The following is a 23159-nucleotide window of genomic DNA, read 5'->3' as shown; positions in this document are numbered from 1 at the left end:
GTCCTCCGGGTCGGCAACTCCGGGAAGGCAACGATCCGACGTGAAGCTGCGACGCCGCCAGCGGGAGCGGCTGTCCCTCGGGATCCAGTACCTGGTCTTCATCGCCGTCATCGCCGCGGTGGCCTTCGCCGCGGACTGGGGCCGGTTGGCCGACGCGTTCTTCCGGGTCGACATCATCACGTCGATGTTCCCGACGATCATCACGGTTGCGCTGCGCAACACCGTCCTCTACACGCTCGGCGCGTTCGCCTTCGGCCTCGTGTTCGGCACCGTCCTCGCGCTGATGCGGCTGTCCCGGGTGGCGCCGTACCGCTGGGTGGCGACGGCGTACATCGAGTTGTTCCGGGGCCTGCCCGCGCTGCTGGTGCTCTTCCTCGTCGGCTACGGCATCCCGATCGCCTTCCCGGAGCGGGAGATCCCCGGTGGCGTGTTCGGGTCCATCGCGATCGGCCTCGGGTTGACCGCGGCGGCCTACATGGCCGAGACCATCCGCGCCGGCATCCAGGCCGTCCCCAAGGGCCAGATGGAGGCGGCGCGCACCCTCGGCATGTCGCACTTCACCGCGATGCGCACGATCGTCGTTCCGCAGGCGTTCCGGATCGTCATCCCGCCGCTGACCAACGAACTCATCCTGCTCACCAAGGACTCGTCGCTGGCCTACGTGCTGGGCGTGACGGCGCAGACCATCGAGATCACCAAGTTCGGTCGGGACATGCTGAACGACCGGGTGAACGCCACCCCGCTGCTGGTGGCCGGCCTCGCCTACCTGATCATCACCCTGCCCCTGTCCCAGGTGGTACGTCGCCTCGAACTCCGCTACGCCAAGGCCCGGTGACCCCATGACGACGACCTCGCCCCGCCCCGCCGTCGAGATCCGCGACCTGCACAAGTCCTTCGGTCCGCTCGAGGTGCTCAAGGGCATCGACTTCGAGGTCGGCCAGGGTGAGGTGGTCTGCGTCATCGGCCCGTCCGGGTCCGGCAAGTCGACGCTGCTGCGCTGCGTCGACCTGTTGGAGGAGCCGACCGCCGGGCGGATCTGGGTGAACGGGGTCGAGATGACCGACCCGGACGTCGAGATCGACGCGGCCCGCCGCAGCATCGGCATGGTCTTCCAGTCGTTCAACCTGTTCCCGCACCTGACCGTGCTGAACAACCTCACCATCGCCCAGCGCCGGGTGCTGCGGCGTGGCCGTGCCGAGGCCGAGCGGATCGCTCGGCTCAACCTGGAGCGCGTCGGGCTGACCGACAAGGCCGACGCGTTCCCGGCGCAGCTCTCCGGCGGGCAGCAGCAGCGGGCGGCGATCGCCCGGTCGTTGTCGATGGAGCCGAAGCTGATGCTCTTCGACGAGCCGACCTCCGCGCTCGACCCGGAGCTGGTCGGGGACGTGCTCACCGTCATGCGCAAGCTGGCCGAGGACGGCATGACGATGATGGTGGTGACGCACGAGATGGCCTTCGCCCGCGACGTCGCCGACCGGGTCGTCTTCATGGACGGTGGGGTGGTGGTCGAGCAGGGGCCGCCGCAGGAGGTGCTCGGCGCGCCGAAGCACGAGCGGACCCGCGCGTTCCTGTCCCGGGTCCTCGACCCGACCCACGTCACCGAGTAGCTTCCCACCCGGCTCGGGCGGTCGGCGCAGCCGACGGACGGAGGTGACCGTCGGTCACCGCCATCGGAGCGGTCACGGCAGGCAGCCTTCGCTGCGCCCGCGACTCTGCCGTGAAGGGCCTCACACGCTCTTGCCGAGTGAGACGCCGGCGTCGCCGTAGCCGTGCCGGGCGTAGAAGCGCATCGCCTCGACGTTGCGGTGGTGGACGCCGGCCGACAGGTGCCGGATCCCCCGAGCCGTTGCCCACTGTTCGGCGGCGCGCACCAAGATGGACCCCACCCGAGCCCTCGGGCGGACGGCAGCACCACCGTGTGCACCTGCGCCGACGGCTCCGGACGCAGAATCTGATGCTCCGGTGGATCAGGGCGCAGCAACACCTCGCCTCGCAGACCGGCCGGCTTGTGGTCAGCTTCATGTCAATCGACAGCCGTCGTGATGTCAAGGTAATCTTTCTGCAATCAGATCTGTACTTTCGTCAATGGATTACATAGATTGCTGTCATCCACCGAAAGTTCTGAGCCTTCCGAGCAAAGTTCGCGACGAGCCTCACCCTCAGTCGTGCTACCGCCCCCGTGCTCGGGTCGATGCACCCTGCCCTCGTCGCGTCTTCGTCCGGTCGGGAACGGAGATCCATGGACGATCACGCTGGTGGCCCCCGCCGCCACCTCTCCCGCAGATCGCTGATCGCCGGCGGAGCGCTCGCCGCCGGAGCGTTGGGTGCGTCCGCCCCCACGATCGGCGCCGCGCTCGGAGGCAGCCCCGCGCGGGCCGCCGCGGGCGTCACCAAGAAGATCACCCTCTACGCCGAGCAGTTGCCGGGCAACCTGTTCGGCTACGGCCTGGCACCCGGCCAGGCCACCGTCCCCGGGCCCATCCTGGAGATGTACGAGGGTGACACCCTGGAGATCACCCTGGTCAACACCACCACCCAGCGGTTGTCCATCCACCCGCACGGGGTGGACTACAGCACCGACTCCGACGGCAGCCCGTTCAACGCCTCGTTCAACAACCCCGGCGAGACGCGGACGTACGTCTGGCGCTCCCACGAGATGGTGGCCGCCGCCGGCCGGCGGTACATGCCGGGCAGCGCCGGTTACTGGCACTACCACGACCACGCGATGGGCACCGACCACGGCACCGGCGGTGTCGCCAAGGGCCTGTACGGAGCGCTGATCGTCCGGCGGCGCGGGGACATCCTGCCGTCGAAGCAGTTCACGGCCGTGTTCCACGACATGATGATCAACAACAAGATGGCCCCGGCGACGCCGATGTTCGAGGCGAACCTGGGCGAGCGCGTCGAGTGGATCGCCATCGGGCACGGCAACCTGTTCCACACCTTCCACCTGCACGCCCACCGCTGGGCCGACAACCGCACCGGAATGCTGGAGGGGCCGAGCGACCCCAGCCTGGTCGTCGACAACAAGGACCTCAACCCGGGCAGCTCGTTCGGTTTCCAGGTGCTGGCCGGGGAGGGCGTCGGACCAGGGGCGTGGATGTACCACTGCCACGTGCAGACGCACTCCGACGGCGGCATGGCCGGGATCTTCCTGGTACGCAACGCCGACGGCAGCATGCCACCGGGCGCCGAGGAGGCGATCCACCGGTTCCAGGGCCACACCCACACGCACGGAAGCTGACCGAACCGAGAGTGGGGACGGGCATGACCAGAAACCTACGACGAACCCTCGCCGCGGTAGCGGCCCTCGCGACGCTGATCCCGGCGACGACGGCGGCCGCTGCCGCACCACGAACTGCTGCCGCCCCGCAGGCGGCGCAACCACAGAGGACGGCGATCCTCGTGTTCCACGGCCCGGTGGCCGAACAACAGGACCCGGTTTCTCGCGCGGTGGACACCATCAAACAGCTTGGTGCCGGCAATGACATCGATGTCACGGCCACCACGGACCCCGGCGTGTTCACCCCGGCGGGGCTGTCCGCGTACCGCAGCGTGGTCTTCCTCTCCGCGACGGGCGCCGCGCTCAACCGCGACCAGGAGTCGGCGCTGCAGAGCTACATGAAGGCCGGCGGCGGCTTCGTCGGCATCGCCGACGCGGCGCGGGCCCAGGTCGACTCGACCTGGTTCACCGGCCTGATCGGCACCCGCCCGGCCGGCGCCATCCCGGTCGCCGAGCCGGTGGCCAGGGTGACCGCCAGCGGCGAGAACGCCCCGAACGAGACCAAGGAGAAGCTGACCGACGGCGACGCCAACACCAAGTGGCTGGCCCGCACCCCGACCGCCTGGGTGGCCTACGAACTGGCCGCCGCCAAGCGGGTCACCGGGTACGCGTTGACGTCGGCCAACGACTCCTCCGGCCGCGACCCGAAGGACTGGACCCTGCAGGGCTCCACCGACGGCCAGAGCTGGACCGACCTGGACCGGCGCACCGGCCAGGTCTTCCCCGACCGGTTCCAGACCCGCCGGTTCGACATCGCCGCCCCGCAGGAGTTCACCCGCTACCGCCTGAACATCACCGCGAACAGTGGGGAGCCACTGACCCAGCTGGCTGACCTGCGCCTGTTCACCGGCAGCACCACCGCCCCGGAGCCGCCCGCCGTGAACCGCGCGGTGGTGAACATCCTGGACCGCAAACACCCGGCCACAGCGTCGCTGCCGTTGACCATCACCCGTTCCGACCGGTGGGAGAACTGGGACCCGAACCCGATCGGCAGCGTGCACACCCTCGCCCAGGTCGAGGAGCGGCACTACAACCCGGGGGCGGCCGCCAACGGCCCGTTCCACCCGGTCTCCTGGTGCCGGGACTACGACGGTGGCCGGTCGTTCTACACCGGCATGGGCCACACCGAGGGCAGCTACGGTGAGGAGGCGTTCCGCACCCACCTCACCGGGGCGCTGAACTGGACCACCGGCCGCGTACGCGGAGACTGCCAGGCCACGATCGCCGCGAACTACAAGGTGGAGCGGCTCACCGCCGCCAACCAGACCGGTCAGCTGGACCAGATCGGCGAACCGCACGGGCTCACCATCGCACCGGACGGCACGGTCTTCTACGTCGGCAAGGCCGCCTGCCCGAGCGGCCCGATCGCGGACTGGAACAACCCGAACGTCGGCAAGGGCTGCGGCACCATCCACTCCTGGGACCCGCGGACCAAGCAGGTCAAGCTGCTCACCACCCTGGAGGTGATGGGCAACCGGGGCAGCGGCTCCGAGTTGGTGAAGAACGAGGAGGGCCTGCTCGGCATCGTGCCCGACCCGAAGTTCGCCGAGAACGGCTGGCTCTACGTCTACTGGATGCCGCACGACTCGATCGACCGGGTGAAGCGGGTCGGGCAGCGCACCGTCTCCCGGTTCACCTACGACCGGCAGGCGCAGACCGTCGACCAGAGCACCCGCAAGGACCTGCTCCAGTTCCCGGTGCAGATCCACAGCTGCTGCCACGCCGGTGGCGGTATGGCGTTCGACGCCGAGGGCAACCTCTACGTCGGCTCCGGCGACAACAACTCCTCGGAGGGGTCACAGGGCTACGCCGGCAACAACTGGACCCAGGAATACCAGGGAATCTCGTTCCAGGACGCCCGCCGTACGTCGGGTAACACCAACGACCTCGCCGGAAAGATCATCCGGATCCACCCCGAGGCGGACGGCACGTACACCATCCCGGAGGGGAACCTGTTCCCGCCGGGCACCGAGAAGACCCGCCCGGAGATCTACGTGATGGGCGTGCGCAACATCGCCCGCCTCCAGATCGACCCGAAGCACCAGTGGCTGACCGCCGGCTGGGTCGGCCCGGACGCCTCGTCGCCCAGCCCCACCCTGGGCCCGGCGAAGTACGAGACCGCCACCATCATCACCTCCGCCGGTAACCAGGGCTGGCCGTACTGCATGGGCAACCGGCAGCCGTACCGGGACCGCAGCACCACCGACGCGACGGTCCTGACCGGCTGGTACGACTGCGACAACCTGAAGAACGAGTCGCCCCGCAACACCGGACTGGTGGACATCCCGGCCGCCCGGGACAACATGATCTGGTATTCGCCCGACGGCGGCGGCCCGGTGTTCCCGGAGCGCACCGACGGCAGCGGTCTGCCGACCTACGTGGCGGCCGACGCCACCTACACCCAGCCGTACCTGCGCGGCGGCGGGCAGGCCATCATGTCCGGTCCGACGTACCACCGCAGCCTCGTCGACACCGCCAGTGGCGTGGCGTGGCCGGAGCACTGGGACGGCAAGTGGTTCATCGGCGACCAGTCGAACGCGGCCAACCGGGTCGCGGTGACCGTCGACCCGGCCGGTGTGCCGCAGGCCGCCCCACCCGTGTACGCCGAGTCGCTGCGGGCCATCATTCCGGGCGGCAACGGCGACACGCGGCTACAGAGCTGGATGGACGCCACGTTCGGGCCGGACGGCGCGCTCTACCTGCTGGACTACGGCGGCGGGTTCTTCAGCCTGCACCCCAACCAGAAGCTGATCCGGATCACCTACACCGGTGGGGCACCCACCCCGGTGCCGGCGGCGAACACCGTCGCCGTGCAGAACAAGCCCCTGACCATCGCCTTCGACGGCGCACGCTCCGGCGGTGTCAGCCACCGGTGGGAGTTCGGCGACGGCGCCACGTCGACCGAGGCGAACCCCCGACACACGTACGCCACAGTCGGCACCTACACCGCGAAGCTGACCGTCACGTACGCCGACGGTGAGACGGCGACGGTGCAGAGCACGGTCACGGTGGGCTGCGCGGTGCCGGACGACCGGCAGAACATCTGGCTCGGTGACACCGACACCGGCGTGCCCAGTCGCACTGTCGGTCAGGGCTGCACGGCCAACGACCTGATCGACGACGAGAGCACGTGGGCCGACCACGACGGTTTCGTCCGGCACGTCAAGGCGGTGGCCCAGGCGTTGCAGGACGACGACCTGCTCAACGCTCGGGAGGCCGGCACCCTGACCCGGCTGGCCGCCGCGTCGGAGATCGGCCGGGACGGGCACACCGGGTACGAGCCGCTCTACGACGGCACCGCCGACTCGCTGCGCGGTTGGCAGCAGGCACCGACCGGGTCGTTCGCGATCCAGCCGGACGGTTCGCTGCGGCCCAGCGGAGGTCTGGGCATGCTCTGGCACACCAAGGAACTCGGCGACTTCTCACTGCGGCTCCAGTTCAAGGACATCGCACCGGGCACCGGACGGGCCAACACCGGCGTCTTCATCCGGTTCCCGGACCTGCGAACGCCTCTGGAGCAGCGCCCACCGGGCAGTTGCGGCACCATCGGCTCGGCCCGGACCTCGACCGCGTGGATGGCGATCTACTGCGGACACGAGATCCAGATCTACGACGGTGAGACCGGTGAGCCGCAGAAGACCGGCTCGGTCTACAACTTCGACCCGGTGCCGCTCGCCCAGGCCGGCGTGACGCCGAAGAACGAGTGGAACGACTACGAGATCCGCGTCGTCGGGCAGCACTACACGATGATCCGCAACGGCGTGGTGATCAACGAATTCGACAACACACCCGGCAAACAGTCGTCGCGTGCCGGCGACCCGCCGACCGACCTGCGGCAGTTCCTGCGCGGCTTCATCGGTCTGCAGAACCACGGTGACAACGACCTGGCCGAGTTCCGCAACGTCCGCGTACGGGAACTCTAGGAGAGACGATGCCCCGACGAATAACGGCAGTGCTGGCGGCGCTCCTGCTCACGGTGACCCCGTGGGTGGCGACGCCGGCCTCCGCCGCCCCCCGAGCCGCGGCACAGGTGCTGACCTGGACCGCCGACGGCGACATCACCCGCTACAAGTCCGCACCCGCCACCGCCGTGGCCGGCGAGACCACGATCATCTGGGAGAACAGCGAGGCCACCGGCAACACCATCGGGATGCCGCACACGCTGACCTTCGACACCAGCAGCGAGGGTTACAACCACGACGTGACCCTCAACATCCTGGCCAGCCCGTTCGACGCCACCAACGGCCGCCACCAGGCGACGGTGACCCTCACCCCGGGTCGCTACCGCTACTTCTGTTCGATCCCGGGCCACAGCCAGATGGTCGGCGAACTGGTCGTCACCGAGGGCGGCGGGGGCGGCGACACCACACCGCCGACGGTGGCCGCCACCGTTGCCGGTGACCAGGACCCCGACGGCAACTACCTCGGCGCGGCCACGGTGACCGTCACGGCCACCGACGCCGACTCCGGGGTGGAGACCGTCGAGTACCAGGTCGACGACACCAGCTTCGCGCCGTACACCGAGCCGGTGCGGGTGACCGCGGTCGGCGACCACTCGGTGCAGTTCCGGGCCACCGACCAGGCCGGTAACACCAGTGCGGTCGGGTCGGTGTCGTTCCGGATCGTCGAGCCGGGGGAGGAGGACACCACCCCGCCGGAGGTGAAGGCCGCGCTGGCCGGCGACCGCGACGACGACGGCAACTACGTCGGTACGGTCACCGCCACGCTGACCGCCACCGACGCCGGGTCCGGTGTCGCGACCATCGAGTACGCGTTGGACGGGGCCGCCTTCACCGCGTACACGAGCCCGGTCGTGGTGACCGCGGTCGGCATGCACATGCTGCACTTCCGGGCCACCGACGTCGCCGGTAACACGTCGGCCGAGCAGATGTCCCACTTCACCGTCGTCGAGCCGCAGGCCGAGGACACCACGCCACCCACCGTCACCGCCACGGTGGCCGGCGACCGCAACGACGACGGCGCGTACGTCGGCGCAGCGACGGTGACCGTCACCGCCACCGACGCCGAGTCGGGCGTGGCGACTGTCGAGTACGCGCTGGACACCGGCGTCTGGACCGCGTACTCCGCTCCGGTCACCGTTCGCGCCACCGGAGCGCACACGGTGCGCGTGCGGGCGACGGACAAGGCGGGGAACGCCTCCGCCGAGCAGTCGATGACGTTCACCGTGGTGGCCGACGGCACCGACGCCTGCCCCGACTCCGACACCCGGGCGACGGTGGTCATCGACGGTGACGACACCGGTGTCGGCAACGTCGACACCGGCAACGGCTGCACCATCAACGATCTGATCGACGAACACGCCGACTACCCCGGCCACGCCGACTTCGTCCGGCACGTCGAGGCGGTCACCCTCGCGTTGGTGACCGGCGGAACGCTCGACCGGCGGCAGCAGGGCGCCATCGTCCGGGCCGCGGCCCGATCGGACGTCGGCGCATGAGTCCTCGAATCTTCTCGACAGGGAGTACCACGATGCCCGGACGTACCGTCGCCAAGCTGGCCACCGTGACCGCCGTCGTCGCCGCCACGGTGCTGACCGTGGCCCCCACCGCCCACGCCGACCTGGTCACCCACTGCATCGGCACCGGCGGTGCGGTGACCGTGCCCAACGACCTGTACGTGCCGGCCGGCGAGTCCTGCGCGCTGACCGGCACCACGATCACCGGCAACGTCACCGTCGCCGCCGGCGGCAACCTGGTGGTGACCGGGGGCCGGATCAGTGGTGAGGTACGCGTCTCCGCGGACGGCTACCTCGACGCCACGCAGACCACAGTCGACGGTCAGGTGGTGCTCGCCGCCGGTGGGTACGGCATCTTCCTGTCCGACGCCCGGACCGGCACGGTGACCGTGCGGCCGAAGGGCAGCGCGACCATCGACAGCTTCCTGTTCGCCGAGGAGTCGACCGTCGCCGGCAACGTCACCGTCGGTGCCGGTGAGGTCCGGCTCGACCGGGGCACCCAGGTGGAGCGCAACCTCAGCAGCACCGGCACCTACTACACCGACGTGCACGACTCGTTCGTCGACGGCACGCTGTCGGTGCTCAACAGCGCCACCGGCAGCGTGGTGTGCGGCAGCGCGGTGCGCGGCAAGGCCACGTTCGCCGGCAACCTCGGCGGCGTGCAGGTCGGCCCCAACGGTGGGCTGGACAGCTGCGCCTCCGGCGGCTACTGGGGTGCCGACGTCAGCATCACCAGCACCACCGGTGGTGTCACGGTGGACGACAACATCATCAACGGTGGGTTGACGGTGACGGGCAACGACCCGGTCGCCCAGGTGGCCGCCAACAACCGGATCCGTGGTGGCGTGACCGGTGACCAGGCGGCGGCGTCCGCCAACCGGGCGGCGCGGGTGGCCGCTCCGGATCGGGAGGACGCCGGCGACCAGCGGGCCGAGGTACGGCGTACCTCGGCGGTTCAGGAGGCCACCGAGGCGGGCGCGGCGAAGCTCTGATTGATCGACGCGGCGGTGGCCGGTCACCCCTCGGGGGTGGCCGGCCACCGCCGTCGTACCGACCGGCTAGGCGGTCGTCGTCCCGGTGCTGTTGAACAGGGAGTACGGCGTCCATGGCTGATCGACGAACTGCACAGGCTGCCCGACCGGCGAATGGGCCGTCCGGCCTTCCTCGTCCTCGGCGACAAGAGGACTCGGCGCAGTAAGGGCGAGATCGTACTCCGCCCAGTAGACCGCGCTGGCTAGGACGTACTCCTCGATCGAGTCCGGCTTCAACAGGTAGACATTCGTGTTGTGGGTCGGGCCGATCCGTGCCTGGATGGTGGCCTTCTCGTCGTCCGTCGGGTGTCGCAGATGGACCGGACCCACACCGGCCCAGCAGGAGATCCGCTCGATGTTCCTGAAGCAGATGTCGAGCAGCCGAAACTCGCTGTCGCTGTGACTATCCTCGATCTCCGCAGGGGAGGGGAATCCACGGAACAACGCGTACCCGTGGCCGCCGTGCCGGTAGCCGATGAGGCTGAACGACCTGGGGTCGGTGAATCCCAGCTTGCCGCGTACCAGGGTCATCGGAGGACCGTCCTTCTGCCCGAGTTCGCTCCACCGTATTCGACGTGTCGTGCCCGTCGGGGGCACCGCCCGTGACACGAGAGCCGACTCAGTCCGTTCCGGCAGCGCCCGTACGTGCGTCACGTCGCCGACGTGTTGTAGCGATCGAGCGTTGCCTTGGACGTTGAAGCGTCTTGGAAGACAAGCTCCCACGGGCCGGTGTTTACGTCCATGTCCTTGCCGAATCCAACCCACTTTCCGGCTATCCGGCGACCCGTGGGCTCGGCCAGGAGCTGGACCGCGCCGTGATACCGGGCGCCCCGGTAGTAGCCGGCGGGGTCGGTCTGCTCCACCCACGTGCCTGTGACAACGGCACCGTCCACGGTCAGGTCCATCGAGAGCGACGAGGCCGCCGAGCCGGGCAGGCTGCGCACGGTCAGCCTGTCGCCATGCTGAAGCATCACGACGAAGTGTTGCCCGGCGAAGGAGTCCCCCCGGCCGCTGGAGTAGTACTGATAGCGGCTGAGCCAAACACCTTCGTACGACCCATGGACCGTGGCGGGCTTGGCCGTTGGTGTCGGCGTGGCCAGGCTGGACAGGGGAGAGGTCAGGTCGTGGCCACCCCGTTCGTCGTCAATGACGTGTTCGCCGGGCATTGAGGCGAAGCCCAGTAGCGAGATGGGTAGGCCGGTGACGACCTCCAGCGCGCGGGCGTAGACGGGGCGCGGCGCGGTGATCGCGCCCGACTCCCATCGTTGGACGAGTCTCTTGTTGGCGTCGTTGGGTTCGCCGACGCGGTGGCCGGCAGCCTGGAGCGCGCGAGCGAAGTCGTCTTGGCTCATGCGCATTCCGGTACGGACAGCGCGCAACGCGGTGTTGGGGGCGGCCATGACCGCCACGATAGCGCTATGTCGCCTGAATGTCGTCACCAATGTGTCCTGTCTGTCGCATGTTGTGCCGTCGCAACCGGTGACGCTCCGACGTCATTGTGAGACTGCGATGGCGCAGGGGGCGCTGCCGCGTTTCGGTGACGGAGGTGGCAATGCCGGGTAAGGGTGGCGAGCCAGCGGCAGGCCGGGGCGAGCAAATCCAGGCGGCCGAGCGGGAAGCGGCCAAGCGGCGGCTTCTTGCCGAGGCGGAGGCGGATCGAATACCGGTGGAGGAGACCATGCGGGCGGTGCCGGATCGGCGGTGGCTTCGTGGGCGGCATTGAGCTGGTGCCGGTCGGGCGGCGGGTGGCGTCCTCGCGGGGCCGTCCGATCAACTGCGGCCGGTGGCCCAGCCAGGACGGCCCGGAGTGACGACGCACCATCCGGTCAAGCCGGCCTGGACGTGCGGCGGGTGTGCGCGGGAGTGGCCTTGCCGGACCCGGCGCTGGGAGTTGCGAGCCGAGTACGACCGAGCCCCGGTGTCGCTGGCCCTCTACCTGGCCGCCCATCTCGTCGACGCCACTCAGGACCTGGCCCACGTTCCCGCCGGCTACCTGCATCACCGCTTCCTCGGCTGGACTCGATGAGCATCCTGCGACCCGGTGATGAGAAGTTCCACTACAGCGACGGCTCGCACAAGTGGATCCCGCCGGACCCGGACTACGACCAGGCTGTCTGGGACGAGCAGGTCCGCCAGCACAAGCACGGCCACCTCAGGAACGAGCGGCCGAAGGTCCGCATCCAGCGCCTCGTCTGATGCCAACAGTGCCGGTGCCGTCCGTGACGACGTCGAACTACCCGAGGTCTACGCCTTGCTGGTCACCACCTCCCTTGCCGCCGCGCACACGGATCTCGACGGAGAGGTGAAAGCCCGCGCACTCGCGTAGTCGAGCAGACGTACGCGGCGGTCTCGTCACGGCCCGTGCTTGCGCGGCGGTGCCGGCGTCGGAAGAATTCCCGGCCATGTCGGAAGATCACCAGCCGGAGCACGGCGAGGACGAGACGGACATCGAGGACTGCGTCGCCAGCTGCCCTATCGACGCGAAGTTGGCCGATCAGCTCGTCGGGTTGGCCGACCTACCCTGGCAGGATCCGGGTGTCACCGGCCCGGCGATGCGCAGCCTCGACTGGTCCACCGACGGTATGCCCACCGACGAGGCGCACTTCGTCACCCCGGCCGGCCATGCTGTCTACACCGACTACGGCCTCTACCTGCCCTTCGTCCACTACTACGTGGTGGGCGGAGAGCTGTGGCCGGACGACTTCTGGGGCTCGCAACCCGGCTGGTCGAGCCTGCGGGGCGCCGGGCGCGTGGAGTTCGAGGCGTGCCTCGACGCGGCGATCGACCGGTTCGCCGAGCGGCTCGGCCCGCCGGAGTGCGACGTCCGGACCGAGGGCAGGCATCTCGCCATCGGTAGCTACTCCTGGCGGTACGCAGCCTGGCGGCGGGGCGGCACCATCCTCGTGGTCGGCCCTGCCCTGGACGGCTACTCCTACGGCCAGGACGAGGAGGCCGTCGTCTACATCGGTGAGTTCGCCGAGGACCGGCCGTTCCCGCCAGCCGCCGACTTCCTCAACCTGCTGCGCAAGTAGGTCGGTGCGTCGATGAGACTGAGCTGGTCCGACTGCCGCGAGGTCTCCGGCGTCGGGCTCAGCACTCACTCGGTGGGCTCAGCCGCCGCGGGCATCGACCACTCGACGGTGACGGCAAAGTTGGCCTCCGTCGCCGTGCGGGCGACCACTACACCGGCCTCCGCCGTCAGCTTGATACCGAACTCGACGGTGACCCGGTCCGGGGTCTTCGCCATACCCCGGACGCTGTCCAGAACCGCCTCGGCCGCCGGCCGGACCCGCGCGAGCGCCTGCTGGAGTGTCTCCCCGGCGGTGCGCACGACCTCGCCGGGCCGACCGACCCGCTCGATACCGGTCCGTTCGTCGGAGACCTCGATCAGAACCGTCTCACCTCCGTCGACCGGCATCGCCACGACGTGTGTCATCCCGCAACTCCTCTGGGGTCGGTAAGCCTCGGGCGCAGCGTACGACTCAGCCGCACGGGCGCTCTGTCGCACCTGAGTGCCGTTTGATCACGGCCCGCTCGGTCCCGTCGTAAGGGCGCTCGTTGAGGGAACAGAGATGCTCCATCCAGACCTCGGGCCTCAGCCGCAACGAACGGGTCTGTTCGGCGTCAGTCAGCGACAGGAGATCACCGGCCAGGCTCCAGCGGGTCGGGCTGGCCGCCAGGGTCAGGGTCGCCAGCAGCTTTCCACTACGGTCATCCCAGAGCTGTGCAACCGGCTTGAGCGACGAGGACACGGTCAGCAGCCTGCCGTCGGGGGTGAAGCCGAGTACCGCGTCGATCTGGCCGGCGGGGATGCTGCTCTCGGCCCGGCTCCCATTCAGGTCAAGGACCTTGACCTGCTCGTTGCTCGATCGGACGGCGAGGCGAGACCCGGTCACATCGAAGACGGGCGTGCCCGGACCTCTCGCCGCGTCGACTGTGAAGGTCGCGATGGTCCGCCGCCGGTCGATGTTCCAGATCTCCACCTCACCATTGGGCTCGACGACAGCGACCTCGCCGGGATGCCCCGGCCTCGGCAGTGGTGACATGACCGCCAGCAGGGCCGAATGCTGCTGCGTCGAAAGGTCGGTTCTCAGCGGTACGGGACCGTCCGTCATGGCTCCGGTCGCGGTGTCCCAGCGGGTAAGCAGGCCGGCGTGCAACACGATCACCCGGCCGTCGCCGTCCGCCGCCACCGAGCTCGCCCAGGCGGACATGCCGGGCTCGTTCGGCGGGGTCCCGATCTCGGGCTGTACGGGTAGTCGCATCCGATGCTCGACACTCAGCTCGGGAATCGAGTACGCGACCAACTCATCACCCTGAACCATCAGGAAGCGGGTGCCGTCGCTCGTGAAGCCGCAGCAGAATCCCTTGAAGATCACCTTCGCGGCGTCGGTCGTCGGCGTGCCGGTGGCGCTGGCGATCGTGAGTCGCGTTTCAACCTCCACCAGATCGACGCGGCCGGTCTCGCCGTTGACGGCCACCTCCCAGCGGTCGTCCGGGCTACGAAGGCTGAGCGACCCGAACGGCTGCGCAGGCCCCTGCTTCGGCTGTTCGGGTGCCTGCGTCTGCGGGGCGGTCGCAGCCAGCCGGTAGCCCTGGTTCCGGTCCCCGACGAGGGCGGCGACACGGCCGTCCGGCCGGCCGAACAGCGCGATGCGGTGGGACTGCCTCAGCGGGTTGACGTCGATGGGTGGTGTGGTGAACCGATAGGTTCGGCCTGTCCGCAAGTCGGTGACACTGATCTCGGAGTTCGAGTCGGAGGCGTCGAACGAGTTGGCGGAGACCAGGTACGGCGGACCGTCAAGCCTCAGAACAGGCGTCGCACATGAGCGCATCGGGACCGTCCGCAGGGCTTCGCCGGTCGCCACATCGGTGACCTGCACCAGGTCCCGATCCGGATCGCAGTGAGCGAGAAGCGCGCCGTTGCTGACGGGCTGCGGGTCCACCGACTTCGGTACGGGCAGGGTCTTCAGGAGTCGCCCGGTATCGAGCTGGTGCAGGCGTGCGAACCCGTACCCGACGAGCAGCAGGGTGTCGGTTCGAGGACCGAACGACACCGAGGTGAGCGAGCCGGCGGGAAGGTCTGGTGCCGTAACCCGGACCGGCTGGCCGTCCTCGACCGTCCACACCAGGATCTGCGAGGTATCCGACCGCTCACGATGCGACCACACCATGAACCTGCTGCCGTCGGGGGAGAACGACACCGAGCTGGTCTGCCCGTTGACGCTCAGGTCGTCGCGCGTCTTCTGCCTGGCCAGCTCGATCGGCTCGCTGCGCTGCGCGATGTCCCAGAGCGCGATGCGGCCGAGGCCGCTGCTGTAGCCGAGGTGACGGCCGGAAGGGCTGAGCGCGAAGGTGCCGCCCTCCCAGCCGCCGCCGGTGGTCGGCAGTCGCCACTGCTGGGGGTTCTCGCCGTTCATGCCGGTCCACACCGCAGGCAGGCCTGACTTGTTGACGAAGACCACTGTCGACCCGTCGGCGCTCGCGAGGATCTTGTCCAGGTCGCCCTCCCACGCGTCCTGGTAGAGCTGCTCCACGAACTGTAGGGCCGCGTACCAGGTGAAGGTCACGCCCGACGCCTCGGCTGTCCGGTCGTGATGCCACGCAGCCTGTGCCAACTGCAGAGACGCGCGGGGGTCGGTAGCGCGTTGCCGACTCGCCTCATCGGCGAGCGCTCGGGACGCTGCGGTACGGAGGCGAGCGTCGGCCTGGTCGGTCTGCCGGGCGGCGACCACCGCGAGGCCGCTGGCGACCAGGGCCAGGAGCGAGATCACAGCGACCACCGACCGCAGCACCCAGGCTCTGCGTCGTTCTCCGGCGCTGCTCGACGTGATGTAGGCGCGCTCGGCGGGCCCGATGTCCTCGGGGTGTTCCCGCACCCACCTGTTCGCGGTGGCGAGGGCGACCCCGCGCAGCAGGCCACCGGCGTCCCGGCCGGCGGCCTCCCAGGCGGCGAGTCGGACTCGCAGCCCTTCCTGCCAGCCGCGGAAGTCGCGCTCGTGGATCAGCCATTCCCGCAGCCTCTGCCATTGCCGCAGCAGCGCCTGATGGGCGAGGTCGGCGATCTCGGCACCGTCGGCGGCTCTGCTGACGACAACCAGTCGGCTGGCCGCGAGCCGCCCCAGGACCGGCCGGAGGTCGTCGTTCAGGTCGGCGAGCCGGACTGGTCGACGCAGGAAGTCACCGCCGTCCTCGGGGCGGGCCAACTGGGTGAAGAGCCGCCGGGTGGCCAGGCGGTCCGAGGCCGGCAGCGCGTCGTAGACGTCGTCGGCGTACCTGGCCAGGGCGCCGGATACGCCGCCCAACTCCTCGTACGAGCGATGGGTCAACGTTCTGGTGCTCCGCCGTTTCCAGAGCTGCGCCAGGGTGAACTCGACCAGCGGTAGTTGCCCGGGTTCGGTGCCGGTGTCGTCGATGATCCGGCTTACCAACCCGGGTTCGAAGTCAACGTCGGCAGCCGTGACGACCTCGTGCAACTGGTCGCGGGTCATCGGGGGAACGAACACCATCCCCACCGCGGCGGCCTCCGCGGTGTCCTCCGTTACCAGCCGGTCCAGTGCGCCGGACCGCATCGTCACTACGGCGTGCAGCCGCGCAGTGCCGTCCGCTCGACGTGGGGCGACGTTGAGCAGGTTGTGCAGGAGCCGCCACAGCCGCTGGGCGTCCTCGGCTGCCAACTCCTCGAACTGGTCGCAGAAGAGCAACAGGCCGCCGTCGCCGGCCTTGTCGACCAACTGGTCGGCGAGCCAGGACAGCGTCCGGGTCGGTCTGGTGTCGAGCATGTCCGCCAGTGCTTCGGCCTCGTCGTGCTGACCCACCCCGGGCAGGGTCGGGTCGACGACGCCGATGACCGCGTTGGCGAGCAGCGAGGTGGCTCGGGCGCCGGGCAGCGGGCGGAAGGTGGTGACCAGCATGCCGAGCCTGCGCAGCGATGGCGTCAGCCCGGCGTACACCAGAGAGGACTTACCGCTCCCGGACGGCCCGACGAGGGTCACCAGGGGATGCCGCTCGACCTGCGTGATCACGTGCCTGGTCAGCGCCTCGCGACCGCGGAAGTACGCGGAATGCTCTTCGAGGAACGGTTCCAGCCCCCGGTAAGGGGAAGTCTCGGTCGGGTCCGGCGCGGCGATGTCCGGGTGGGACTCGACCAGGGTCCGGACCGGAATCAGGTACGCCGTGGTGTTGCCGCGTTCGGCCGCCACCACCATGCCGATGATCCCGGTCGCCGGGCTCCACACCGGGGAGCCGCTGAACCCCTGGCCGATCCCTCTCTGGTGCGGCGGCGACTCGACCTGCAACCAGCCGGCCCCCTGCCGGGCACGGAGCTCGGCCTCGACCCAGACGCCGAACTCGTCGGCCAGATCGGCGGGGAAGCCGAAGACCCGGACCTTGTCCCCCCAATCGGGCTCGGTCAGAGTGAGACGGGCGGGGTGGGTGCCCACCGGCGGCCGTCGGTCGAGCCGCAGCACAGCGGTGTCACCACTGCCGTCAAGCCGGGCGGGCCACCAGCTCACCACGGAACCCTGATAAGGGATTACCGGCGCGTCGTCACCGAACAGCGGGAACTCGATGGTGACGGTCTCCGTCGGTGCCACGGCGTCGAAGTGCTCACCCCCCAGCGCCGCGCTGACGACATGGGCGCAGGTGATGACGAGATCGGCGGTGACGAGAAATGCCGTGCCAACCACCTGGCCGGACCGCCCTCGCAGGCGGCCGAGCGCGGCGGCCGGTGAGATGTCCTCCGCCATGGCGCTCCCGGCTCGGTCGGGCAACCGATCGAAGGGGGAGCCCGTCGTTCGCTGATGCTATCGAACAGCGCGGGTGTTCGAATGCCCCTCTGTCCGCGGCGTCCTGGGTCGTGACGACCGCCGGTGAGCGTCGCATCCGCTGACGGCGGCAGCGGTCCGGCCCCGGGTGGGGGAGTTGTGCCGCCGCCGCCAGGAGATGCGGTGCTGCCGTGCCTAGAAGTTGCCCGCCGAGTTGCACTTCACGCCCTGGTCGAGGCAGTTGCGTACCCGGGCGGCGAGCGCCTCGTCCTTCCACGCGTTGAAGAAGTCCGCGTGCATGGAGAACGAGGTGCCGGACGCGAGGGTGATGCCGTCGGTGTTCGCGCTCAGCGGGTACGAGATGACGAAGGACACCGAGGGGACCGGCACCGGGTGGCTCTTCGGGCACGCCCCGGTGTGGTCGCCGTTGGCCATGTGCGCCTTGTGGTTCGGGCTGTCCAGGTGCTTGCCGTCCCAGCAGTCCGGGAAGGTGATCTGGCGGACGATGTTCGCGGTCTTGGCGCAGACCGGGAACGTCTTGTCCGCGCTGCGGCCGACCTCGCCGCCGATACCGGCGCACCAGAAGTGGTTGCCCTGCTTGTCCGGGGTGTCGACCTGGTTCTTCGCGTCGCCGGTGATCATGCGGAGGCCGAACGGGAAGGGCTGGGTCCTGCTCGGGTCCTTCAGACGGGATCCGTAGTAGACGGTCACCTCGGTCGGGTCGACGACCTTGCCGTTCTGGTACATCGTCGGCACCCAGTAGGCGGACTGGTCGTCCGGCGAGTTGCAGGTGGTCGCCTTCGACGCCCGCAACGACTCGGCGGTCGAGTTGGCGTCGGTCGACCTGTTGCCCCAGAACGTGTGGTTGTGGGAGCCGCCCACCAGCTTCGGCAGCACGATCGGGTCGTCGCTGTTGTGGTGGCTGACCTTGCAGCCGACGTTGAACTCGGGCACCTTGACCGGGTTGCCGGTCACCGGCTTGGGCTTGCGCGCGAAGAACGCCTTCGTCGCGGCGGCCTGGGCGGCGGCGTCGATGGTGATCCACCCACCGGAGGCGGTGGGCGGGGCGGTGCTGGTCGAGGGGGTCGCCGGCTTACCGGGGGTGGACGGGGTGGCCGAGGCGCTCGGAACGCCCGGCGTGGCCGACGCGTCGCCGGGGGCGGCGGACGTGGGCGTCTGCGGGTCGGAGGAGCCGATGCCGGTGTCGCTGGAGGGGCTCGACGCGCCGGGCGTTCCCGGAATGTCCTTGCAACCGCCGGCGAACGCCACGCTCGCCAACAGCAGGGCGGTCACGGAACGGCGGAGCCTGGGGGTGGATCGCACATTGAACAAGAGGGGTCACCTTTCTTCCGAGAAGGAAGAGTACGAGTTGACCCCCTGCCTGATTCCAGCTGAGACGTTTAAGTCTGTCTTAAAACTCATTCCGCGATTGCTCGATACGCTGTGCGGAGCGGTCCGGCTGTCGATTCGGTCTCAATTCTTTGATTATTGTCAAAAAACTGTAATCGGGTTCGGTGTGGATACTCCACGCCGGGCACGCGGCGGCGCCGAAGGCCGGCAGCCGGTTCACTGCCACCATCTCGGTGGTGGTGTGCGGGTGATGTCGCCCGCCGGCCGCATCCTGCCGGCCGCCCAGTGAGCTGTCCGGGTAGGGCGCGCCGGGGTGTCGTGCCACGTCACCGGCTTACTGGGCTGTCGGTCGGCCACACCGTGCTTAGGCCGTGGTCGGTGGCGTAGAGCAGGTGGGGCCGCAACTCGGGGGCGTCCTCGAGGTCGCGGAGCAACACGTACAGACGAGCTGATCTCGCCGCCAGGAACGGTTGGGCGGCGAGCAGGCCCCGGAATGCCCCGAACGGCCAGTCCGCACCCAGCAGCTTCCGTGCCCGTGCCAGCAGCTGAACCCGGTCGACCGGAATCCCGTCCACATAGACGTCGGCGGTTGGCGGCAGGTCTCGCTCCGGGTCCGCCGGCAGAGCGAACCCGGAGCCCAGCCACACCTCGAACCCTGGGGCGATGACAGTGAGGTCGACCTCGCCGAGCCCGCCCAGGTCGGCCGAGAACACCGGCCCGCCGCCGTCGCACCTGAGAAAGAATCCCCGATCGCCTTCCTGGGCGATCATGAGGTAGCCCGTGAGCCACTCGCCGATGTCGTAGGTCGTGTTGCGCTCCGGCAGCGATTCCAGGCAGTACACGCTCACTCCCTCAGCGGTGACGTCGTCGGTGACCGACGCCAGCCACCGCTGGTAGGCGGTGTCCGTCCGGGAAACGAGCTGCTCGACCATCGCCACCGCCGGCTCCAACCTGTCGTCACCAGGCGTGGGCACCCCCGCGCCGGCTGGCCTCACCCCGATTTCCGGAAGCCAACACCGTAGCCCGCCCGCACCGCAAGGGTCGGCACGGGAAACTCCTCATCGGGTACGCGGCAGCAAGCCGTTTACGACTCTCTTTCGTGATTGCCGGAAACGACACACCCAGTGCGAGCGGCGGGAAAGAATTGCGGACACGCGGACACGCGGACGCGAGAGCAGGGGGCGGTCGATGGGGTTGAGACGACGGATGGCGCTGGTGGTGGTGTCCGTCGCGGCCACGCCCCTGGCGCTCGCTGGATGCACCACCGAGCGAAAGGCCCCGGTGCGGCCCGCCGAACGGGAGGCGCCGGCGCCGGAGGTGACTCTGACGCCCGCCGACCGGTCCCGCGACGTGCCGGTCAGCGCCGAGGTCACCGCCCAGGTCACCGGCGGAAAGGTCGTCGCCGTCCGCATCGCCGACGACAACGGCATGCTGGTCAGGGCGGAACGACGGGAGGACGGCTCGGCCTGGGTGCCCACCGTTGCGTTGCGACCGCGGAGCACCTACACCGTCGAGGCGGTCGCCGTCGGCGACTCCGGCCGGACCACCACCCGTACGACGACCTTCACCACGATGCCGACGTCGACGAAACCGCAGGTGACCAGCACGCTGTACGTCGCCGACGGCCGGACGTACGGCACTGCCATGCCGGTGACCATCGGCTTCGATCCGCCCGTCGCCAGGGCGGCCCGCGCCGACGTGCAGCGTCGACTGTTCGTCACGACGGACCCGCCGCAGCCCGGGGCCTGGTCCTGGCTGGACGACGGCAGTCAGGTCTACTACCGCGCCCCCGACTTCTGGCGACCGGGCACCACGATCAGCGTCCGCGCCGCTCTGGAGGGTCTGCCGATCGGCGAGAACCTCACCGGGGACGCCGACCGCACCGCGACGTCCCGGATCGGGCGTCAGGTGGCCCTCGAGGTCGACAACGCCACCAAGCAGATGCGCGTGCTGCGCGACGGCAAGGTGATCCGCAGGATCCCGGTCAGCCTGGGCAAGCCGAGTACCCCGACGTCCAGCGGCAAGATGGTGATCATGGAGAAGCACCAGCGCACCACCTTCGACACCCGCGGCGAGCCGAACGGCGGCTACGTGGTGGACGTCGCGGACGCGCAACGCCTCACCTGGGGCGGTGAGTTCATCCACGCGGCTCCCTGGTCCGTGTCGGATCAGGGGCACCGCAACGTGTCGCACGGCTGCACGAACATCTCGCCGGCCAACGCCGACTGGCTGATGACGGTCACCCAGATCGGTGATCTGGTCACCTTCACCGGCACCGAGGTCCGGCTTCAGGCGGGCAACGGCTGGACGGCCTGGAACACCAGTTGGGAGCAGTTCGTCAAGGGCAGTGCACTGCCCGTATCCGCTGGTCCCCGGCCGGCGCCGCCCGCGACGCCGCGCCCGGGCGCGGACGGCTCACCGACGTCGGGACCGGCCCGCTCCGTCGGCTGAACCGAGAGGCCCCAGCGGCGTACGACTATTGCTCGGCATTCCTACCCTTCGGGCCATGACGTACGAGCCGATGATGGTTCCTCAGCCGAAGCCCAACCGGACCACTCGTACCGTCCTGATCGTCGTGGCCGTGGTGCTCGCGGTGTGCTGCGCGGTGGGTGCCTGCGGCGGTCTCTGGTTCTACCGCAGCGTCAAGGGTGCCGTCGAGCCGGCCCGGGTGGCTGCGGCCGGCTTCCTCGACGACGTGCAGGCCGGCAACTACCCGGGCGCGTACGGGCGGCTGTGTGGCGAGGTACGCGACACCATGACGCTGGAGGAGTTCAGCCGGGTTCAGTCCGCCCAGCTGACGATCAGCAGCTACGAGATCGTCGGCGTGAACGTCAACAACTACAACGGGCGCGTCACCGCGACCGTGACCGTCACGGCGGTCCAGCAGACCACCGGCGCGCAGTTCACGCAGGGGTTGGCGCTGGTCAAGGAGAACGACGAGTGGCGCGTCTGCCAGTGAGCACGATGTCGTGGGCGACGCTCGCAGCTACCGCCCGGCCGGGGCGTAGAAGGCGCTCGGATCGTTGGCGAGGGACGCCTTGACGTACGCGCTCCACTCGTCGGCGAGGACCTCGATCCGGCCGGCTTCGACGCCGTCCAGAGCGACGCGTACGACGTCGGCGGGATCCATCTTGTCGCCGTCGTAGTGGGCCATCATGTCGGTGTCGGCGGCCCCCAGGTGCAGGCCGCTCACCAGGGTTCCCTGGCCGGCGAGTTCCAGCCGGACGCCGTTGGTCAGGCTCCACTCGGCCGCCTTCGCCACGCCGTAGGCGTTGGCCCCGTCGGAGGAGAACCACGACAACGCCGACAGGACGTTGAGGATCGCCCCACCGCCGTTCGCGCCGAGCACCGGTGCGAACGCCCGGACCATGCTCAGGGTCCCCCAGAAGTGCGTGTCGAGCTCGGATCGGATCTTGCCCAGGTCCCCGTTCACCAGGTTGGTGAAGGTGGTGATGCCGGCGTTGTTGACCAGGAAGGTGACGTCGGCCGCGGCGGCCGCCGCCTGCTCGACGGAGCGTGGGTCGGTGATGTCCAGCCGAAGCTTCTCGACACCGGGAATGTCGATCTGCTCCGGGTTGCGTGCCGTGGCGTACACCCTGGCCGCGCCGCGCTCCAGCAACTGTCGGGCGAAGTGCCGGCCGAGGCCCCGGTTGGCCCCGGTGACCAGTGCGGTCGAACCGTTGATCTGCATGACGTCCTGCCTCCTGGCGTGTCTCAAGGGCGAGCGGTACGCGAGCTACGCTAAAACCTGACGTGGACGTCAGGGACAAGGTCGTGTGGCAGGCGTCACCGGCCGGGGGAGGATCCATGCGCATCGGCGAACTCGCCACGACGGCCGGGGTGTCGGTACGCGCCCTGCGCTACTACGAGGAGCAGGGCCTGCTGACCGCCGCACGCAGCAGTGGCGGGCAGCGTCACTACGGCGAGAGCGCCGTCGAGCGGGTGCACCTCATCCAGACGCTGTACGCGGCCGGCCTGTCCAGCCGCACCATCCTGGACCTGCTGCCCTGCGTCGACGCAAAGGTCAACACCCCGGAGTCCCGGGCGCTGCTGCGCGCCGAACGTGCCCGCATCGACGAGCAGATCACCCAACTCCGCAGCGCGCGGGACCGGCTCGACGCGGTCATCGCCCACAGCGAGAGCCCGACCAGTGGATGCACCCACGTGGAATTCGCCGCCGCGATGGTGGCGTAGCGGTTCGACGGCGCGGCACGCCTTGGCGCACCGCCGACCGGTGGCCGCGCCCGCACCGG

21 protein-coding genes and 1 pseudogene are annotated in these 23159 nt (G+C 69.5%); 14 read left to right on the top strand and 8 right to left on the bottom strand.

Annotated features, from left to right (window positions below; genetic code table 11):
• Positions 1–40 precede the first annotated feature (40 nt).
• Both GA0070612_RS24300 and GA0070612_RS24295 read left to right on the top strand, forming a co-directional pair.
• Complete coding sequence (locus tag GA0070612_RS24300; RefSeq protein ID WP_088990021.1) at positions 41–835, top strand: amino acid ABC transporter permease; 795 nt, start codon at positions 41–43, stop codon at positions 833–835.
• A 4-nt stretch (positions 836–839) separates the two neighbouring features.
• Positions 840–1607 carry an amino acid ABC transporter ATP-binding protein gene (locus GA0070612_RS24295; protein WP_088990020.1) on the top strand — a complete coding sequence of 256 codons (768 nt, stop codon included), beginning with the start codon at positions 840–842 and terminating at the stop codon, positions 1605–1607.
• A 120-nt stretch (positions 1608–1727) separates the two neighbouring features.
• Here the strand turns inward: GA0070612_RS24295 and GA0070612_RS24290 are convergent, their stop codons facing one another.
• Positions 1728–1886 carry a GNAT family N-acetyltransferase gene (locus GA0070612_RS24290; protein ID WP_088990019.1) on the bottom strand — a complete coding sequence of 53 codons (159 nt, stop codon included), beginning with the start codon at positions 1884–1886 and terminating at the stop codon, positions 1728–1730.
• Between the two features lie 353 nt (positions 1887–2239).
• Here GA0070612_RS24290 and GA0070612_RS24285 point away from each other — a divergent pair, with 353 nt between their 5' ends.
• From GA0070612_RS24285 to GA0070612_RS24270, 4 genes are read left to right on the top strand one after another with little or no spacing between them, the layout of a single operon-like run.
• Positions 2240–3244, top strand: coding sequence for a multicopper oxidase domain-containing protein (locus tag GA0070612_RS24285; RefSeq protein WP_088990018.1), 1005 nt, complete (start codon positions 2240–2242; stop codon positions 3242–3244).
• Positions 3245–3267: 23 nt separating this feature from the next.
• Positions 3268–7206: a ThuA domain-containing protein gene (locus GA0070612_RS24280; RefSeq protein WP_088990017.1), complete on the top strand. Its 3939-nt coding sequence runs from the start codon at positions 3268–3270 to the stop codon at positions 7204–7206.
• 8 nt (positions 7207–7214) lie between these two features.
• Positions 7215–8741, top strand: a complete 1527-nt coding sequence (locus GA0070612_RS24275) for an OmpL47-type beta-barrel domain-containing protein (protein WP_088990016.1) — start codon at positions 7215–7217, stop codon at positions 8739–8741.
• 32 nt (positions 8742–8773) lie between these two features.
• Entirely contained in the window at positions 8774–9751 is a 978-nt protein-coding gene (locus GA0070612_RS24270; RefSeq protein ID WP_088990015.1) for a hypothetical protein, read from the top strand.
• A 66-nt stretch (positions 9752–9817) separates the two neighbouring features.
• Here GA0070612_RS24270 and GA0070612_RS24265 read toward each other — a convergent pair whose 3' ends face one another.
• Both GA0070612_RS24265 and GA0070612_RS24260 read right to left on the bottom strand, forming a co-directional pair.
• On the bottom strand, positions 9818–10321 hold the full coding sequence (locus GA0070612_RS24265) for a hypothetical protein (protein WP_088990014.1): 504 nt from the start codon (positions 10319–10321) through the stop codon (positions 9818–9820).
• Positions 10322–10440: 119 nt separating this feature from the next.
• Positions 10441–11190: a helix-turn-helix domain-containing protein gene (locus GA0070612_RS24260; protein ID WP_088991731.1), complete on the bottom strand. Its 750-nt coding sequence runs from the start codon at positions 11188–11190 to the stop codon at positions 10441–10443.
• A 407-nt stretch (positions 11191–11597) separates the two neighbouring features.
• Between GA0070612_RS24260 and GA0070612_RS24255 the strand changes: the two genes are divergently transcribed.
• The 4 genes and pseudogenes from GA0070612_RS24255 to GA0070612_RS24245 all read left to right on the top strand — a co-directional run bounded on the left by GA0070612_RS24255 (position 11598) and on the right by GA0070612_RS24245 (position 12822).
• Positions 11598–11816 carry a flavin reductase gene (locus tag GA0070612_RS24255; RefSeq protein ID WP_088990013.1) on the top strand — a complete coding sequence of 73 codons (219 nt, stop codon included), beginning with the start codon at positions 11598–11600 and terminating at the stop codon, positions 11814–11816.
• On the top strand, positions 11813–11986 hold the full coding sequence (locus tag GA0070612_RS31955; RefSeq protein ID WP_167393670.1) for a hypothetical protein: 174 nt from the start codon (positions 11813–11815) through the stop codon (positions 11984–11986). The genes GA0070612_RS24255 and GA0070612_RS31955 overlap by 4 nt, the downstream gene beginning before the upstream one ends.
• Positions 11987–12038: 52 nt before the next feature.
• Positions 12039–12116 (top strand): annotated as a pseudogene (locus tag GA0070612_RS33080) (hypothetical protein); the annotation flags it as partial.
• 76 nt (positions 12117–12192) lie between these two features.
• Entirely contained in the window at positions 12193–12822 is a 630-nt protein-coding gene (locus tag GA0070612_RS24245) for a hypothetical protein (protein ID WP_088990012.1), read from the top strand.
• A 65-nt stretch (positions 12823–12887) separates the two neighbouring features.
• Here the strand turns inward: GA0070612_RS24245 and GA0070612_RS24240 are convergent, their stop codons facing one another.
• The 3 genes from GA0070612_RS24240 to GA0070612_RS24230 form a co-directional block, all read right to left on the bottom strand.
• Positions 12888–13226, bottom strand: coding sequence for a CU044_2847 family protein (locus GA0070612_RS24240; protein WP_088990011.1), 339 nt, complete (start codon positions 13224–13226; stop codon positions 12888–12890).
• Positions 13227–13272: 46 nt separating this feature from the next.
• Positions 13273–17538, bottom strand: a complete 4266-nt coding sequence (locus GA0070612_RS24235) for an nSTAND1 domain-containing NTPase (RefSeq protein WP_088990010.1) — start codon at positions 17536–17538, stop codon at positions 13273–13275.
• Positions 17539–17751: 213 nt separating this feature from the next.
• A complete protein-coding gene (locus GA0070612_RS24230) occupies positions 17752–18849 on the bottom strand; it encodes a DUF1996 domain-containing protein (protein WP_088990009.1) in 1098 nt (365 codons plus the stop codon).
• A gap of 19 nt (positions 18850–18868) precedes the next feature.
• Between GA0070612_RS24230 and GA0070612_RS31600 the strand changes: the two genes are divergently transcribed.
• Positions 18869–19195, top strand: a complete 327-nt coding sequence (locus tag GA0070612_RS31600) for a hypothetical protein (RefSeq protein WP_157742583.1) — start codon at positions 18869–18871, stop codon at positions 19193–19195.
• Positions 19196–19232: 37 nt separating this feature from the next.
• On the opposite strand, the gene GA0070612_RS24225 is transcribed toward GA0070612_RS31600, so the two are convergent.
• The gene (locus GA0070612_RS24225) at positions 19233–19880 is read right to left on the bottom strand and encodes a hypothetical protein (protein WP_157742582.1); all 648 of its coding nucleotides are present in this window, start codon (positions 19878–19880) and stop codon (positions 19233–19235) included.
• Between the two features lie 214 nt (positions 19881–20094).
• Here GA0070612_RS24225 and GA0070612_RS24220 point away from each other — a divergent pair, with 214 nt between their 5' ends.
• A complete protein-coding gene (locus GA0070612_RS24220; RefSeq protein WP_088990007.1) occupies positions 20095–21357 on the top strand; it encodes a L,D-transpeptidase in 1263 nt (420 codons plus the stop codon).
• A 55-nt stretch (positions 21358–21412) separates the two neighbouring features.
• Positions 21413–21865: an Rv0361 family membrane protein gene (locus GA0070612_RS24215; RefSeq protein ID WP_088990006.1), complete on the top strand. Its 453-nt coding sequence runs from the start codon at positions 21413–21415 to the stop codon at positions 21863–21865.
• A 27-nt stretch (positions 21866–21892) separates the two neighbouring features.
• Here the strand turns inward: GA0070612_RS24215 and GA0070612_RS24210 are convergent, their stop codons facing one another.
• Positions 21893–22597 (bottom strand): SDR family oxidoreductase, encoded by a 705-nt coding sequence (locus GA0070612_RS24210; RefSeq protein WP_088990005.1) that lies wholly within the window; start codon positions 22595–22597, stop codon positions 21893–21895.
• 116 nt (positions 22598–22713) lie between these two features.
• On the opposite strand from GA0070612_RS24210, the gene GA0070612_RS24205 reads away from it, so the two are divergent.
• Positions 22714–23100 carry a MerR family transcriptional regulator gene (locus GA0070612_RS24205; RefSeq protein WP_088990004.1) on the top strand — a complete coding sequence of 129 codons (387 nt, stop codon included), beginning with the start codon at positions 22714–22716 and terminating at the stop codon, positions 23098–23100.
• The last annotated feature ends 59 nt before the right edge of the window (positions 23101–23159 follow it).

The organism is Micromonospora chokoriensis (assembly GCF_900091505.1).
Classification (GTDB): Bacteria; Actinomycetota; Actinomycetes; order Mycobacteriales; family Micromonosporaceae; genus Micromonospora; species Micromonospora chokoriensis.
This window is presented reverse-complemented; position numbering and strand designations above follow the sequence as displayed.

Excerpts from the sequence above, each read along its gene's own strand:
- GA0070612_RS24235 (WP_088990010.1), bottom strand. The coding sequence starts at position 17,538 with ATGGCGGAGGACATCTCACCGGCCGCCGCGCTCGGCCGCCTGCGAGGG.
- GA0070612_RS24260 (WP_088991731.1), bottom strand. The coding sequence starts at position 11,190 with ATGGCCGCCCCCAACACCGCGTTGCGCGCTGTCCGTACCGGAATGCGC.
- GA0070612_RS24280 (WP_088990017.1), top strand. The coding sequence starts at position 3,268 with ATGACCAGAAACCTACGACGAACCCTCGCCGCGGTAGCGGCCCTCGCG.
- GA0070612_RS24265 (WP_088990014.1), bottom strand. The coding sequence starts at position 10,321 with ATGACCCTGGTACGCGGCAAGCTGGGATTCACCGACCCCAGGTCGTTC.
- GA0070612_RS24240 (WP_088990011.1), bottom strand. The coding sequence starts at position 13,226 with ATGACACACGTCGTGGCGATGCCGGTCGACGGAGGTGAGACGGTTCTG.
- GA0070612_RS31955 (WP_167393670.1), top strand. The coding sequence starts at position 11,813 with ATGAGCATCCTGCGACCCGGTGATGAGAAGTTCCACTACAGCGACGGC.
- GA0070612_RS24275 (WP_088990016.1), top strand. The coding sequence starts at position 7,215 with ATGCCCCGACGAATAACGGCAGTGCTGGCGGCGCTCCTGCTCACGGTG.
- GA0070612_RS24215 (WP_088990006.1), top strand. The coding sequence starts at position 21,413 with ATGACGTACGAGCCGATGATGGTTCCTCAGCCGAAGCCCAACCGGACC.
- GA0070612_RS24220 (WP_088990007.1), top strand. The coding sequence starts at position 20,095 with ATGGGGTTGAGACGACGGATGGCGCTGGTGGTGGTGTCCGTCGCGGCC.
- GA0070612_RS24245 (WP_088990012.1), top strand. The coding sequence starts at position 12,193 with ATGTCGGAAGATCACCAGCCGGAGCACGGCGAGGACGAGACGGACATC.
- GA0070612_RS24295 (WP_088990020.1), top strand. The coding sequence starts at position 840 with ATGACGACGACCTCGCCCCGCCCCGCCGTCGAGATCCGCGACCTGCAC.
- GA0070612_RS24210 (WP_088990005.1), bottom strand. The coding sequence starts at position 22,597 with ATGCAGATCAACGGTTCGACCGCACTGGTCACCGGGGCCAACCGGGGC.
- GA0070612_RS24270 (WP_088990015.1), top strand. The coding sequence starts at position 8,774 with ATGCCCGGACGTACCGTCGCCAAGCTGGCCACCGTGACCGCCGTCGTC.
- GA0070612_RS24285 (WP_088990018.1), top strand. The coding sequence starts at position 2,240 with ATGGACGATCACGCTGGTGGCCCCCGCCGCCACCTCTCCCGCAGATCG.
- GA0070612_RS24205 (WP_088990004.1), top strand. The coding sequence starts at position 22,714 with ATGCGCATCGGCGAACTCGCCACGACGGCCGGGGTGTCGGTACGCGCC.